1 protein-coding gene and 1 pseudogene are annotated in these 2,220 nt (G+C 62.2%); one reads left to right on the top strand and one right to left on the bottom strand.

Annotated elements, in window-relative coordinates:
• Positions 1–315: 315 nt before the first annotated feature.
• Positions 316–1,686: pseudogene (locus GR328_RS26375) on the bottom strand (transposase).
• A gap of 297 nt (positions 1,687–1,983) precedes the next feature.
• Here GR328_RS26375 and GR328_RS26370 point away from each other — a divergent pair.
• On the top strand, positions 1,984–2,220 hold a 237-nt coding region (locus tag GR328_RS26370; protein WP_160888608.1), incomplete at its 3' end, for a hypothetical protein.

Below are 2,220 nucleotides of genomic sequence, written 5' to 3'. Positions count from 1 at the left end.
ACCGCAACGCTCTCGTGGCCGAGGCGGGGCTGGACTGGCAGATCAACAAGGATATGGCTCTCGGCGTGTCCTACTCGGGCCAGATCGGGGCACGGACGCAGGAGCACGCGGTGAAGGGCAACTTCACCTGGAGGTTCGGAACGCGCTAGGACGCCGAGGCATCAGGTGATGGATAAAGGGCAGCCCAGTCCCCACTGGTGAACTATCGGTATTGGCAGATTGCGTTGACAAAGTCGGCATCCAGACGGGCTGGGACAGCGATGCAGCTTGCCTTGTTAGGATAAGACCGTGGTGAGGTGTATCCTTCGGGCCGTCTCAGGCTCCTTGGATCATATGAGGCCCTGGTGAAGTGACCAGCTTGGCGAGCTTTCTCAGATTCTGAGCCATTGCCACCAGCAGGAACTCGTCCTGAGCGCCGCACGAGCCCCTTAACCGCAGACGTCCCATCTTCAGGATCCGCTTCAGATGCGCAAACAACATCTCGATGCGCTTGCGCCCCTGACGTGACCGCTCATAGGCCGGCGTGCCCCTCAAGGAGCGCGCGACCTCCCGGGCATGCTCATAGATGCTGCGCGTGATCCTGCGGGCTGGCGTGTTGGGACAGCAGCGCTCCTTGAGGTGGCACGGAGCGCAATCGAACCTGCTGCCCAGATAAAGCCTGTTCGTGCCCTCATTCACGATTCGGCGGCTGGTGGTCAGGGTCTTGCCCTCAGGACAGGTGTAGGCATCCGCCTCAGGGTCATAGTGGAAGTCTGATCGCGAGAAGGTGCCATCCTGGCGCTCGGATTTGTCGATGACGGGAACATGCGGCTCGATCTCCTGCTCGTCCACGAGCCAGTGGAGCATCTCGGCCGAGCCGTAGGCGCTGTCACCCGCCAGTCGCTCGGGCTTGAGGCCAAAGCGCTCGGCCGTGCGTTCCAGCATGGTGCGGGCAGCCCCCACCTCAGCTTGGCTAACCGCACGAGAGGCCTCCACATCCACGATCACGGCTGCCTTGAGGTCGATGAGGTAGTTGTCCGCATAGGCAAAGAAGGCCGGGCCGCGCAGCGCGCAGGTCCACTGAGCTGCTGGATCAGAGGGCGAGACGAACTTCGGCTCAACGTCTGTGGCCGCACCCCAGGCGGCCTCATCCAGGGTGGCGAGATACTCGCGCACGGCCCGCGGAGCATCCTGCGGGTGGTCCAGCGCGATCCAGTCGGAACCTGCCAGGGAGCGCTGCTTGTTGGCATCCGCCTGGATTAAGCTGGCATCGGCCGCAAAGCCCTCGCCGCCCACCGGCCCCTCGTCCAAGCAGCGCTACACCACCGCCTCGAACAGGTGACGGAACAGGTCGCTCTCGCGAAAGCGGCCGTGCCGGTTCTTGGAGAAGGTAGAGTGGTCCGGCACCTTGCCTTCCAGCCCGAGACGGCAGAATCAGCGATAGGCCAGATTGAGGTGCACCTCCTCGCACAGCCGCCGCTCGGAGAGGATGCCGAGGCAGTAGCCGATCAGCAGCATGCGAATCATCAGTTCAGGGTCAACCGAGGGGCGACCAATGTAGCTGTAGAAGCCGGCCAGGTGCTGGCGCAGCCCGGAGCAGTCGACGAAGCGATCAATGCGTCTCAGCAGGTGATCGCAGGGAACGTGATCCTCGAGCCGGAACTCATAGAACAGGCTCTCCTGCATCACGAGACGCTCGCCCATCATGGCCCGACCTCCCTGAGAATGCCTCATCAGGGAATCACGAACCGCCGCCAATCACGAGGACTTTTCCAACGAAATCGGCACATCTCGGAAGTAGGTTGAAGGTCCGGAGTCGTGTGGTAAGCGGACCTCGCTCGAATCTCGTGATGTCCTCCAGTTGCGACCGCCATGCGACGGCGGCACGAGCCGCCGCGATCCCTCCTGGAGATGCCTCTTTTGGAATGGACTATACCCTCCTGCGCACAGGAAGGTTGCCATCGGAGGCGTGAGTAGGATGAACAAGATGCTGGACGGAAGGCTTTGGAGTGGCTCAAGCACGACTTGCGCGACGTTGAGCATGGCCCTTCCGACGAGGCACTGAGCGTGCTGATGGAAGACGCTGAGCGCCTCATCAAGCTGTACCTGGAACGCCCCGAGAAGCTCCGTCCTTCTGCTGTTGCAGGTGAGTTGAACGAACTAGCAAAAGGTGTCGAGACAGCAGCGAAAGCAGCAGAGAGGCTCGGCAACCAGGGTCCGCTGCCGATCGTCGCCCTGTCG

This window comes from Microvirga makkahensis (assembly GCF_009830105.1).
Lineage (GTDB): Bacteria > Pseudomonadota > Alphaproteobacteria > Rhizobiales > Beijerinckiaceae > Microvirga > Microvirga makkahensis.
Note: the sequence above shows the minus strand (reverse complement) of the source record. Positions and strands in the feature narration are given on the sequence as shown.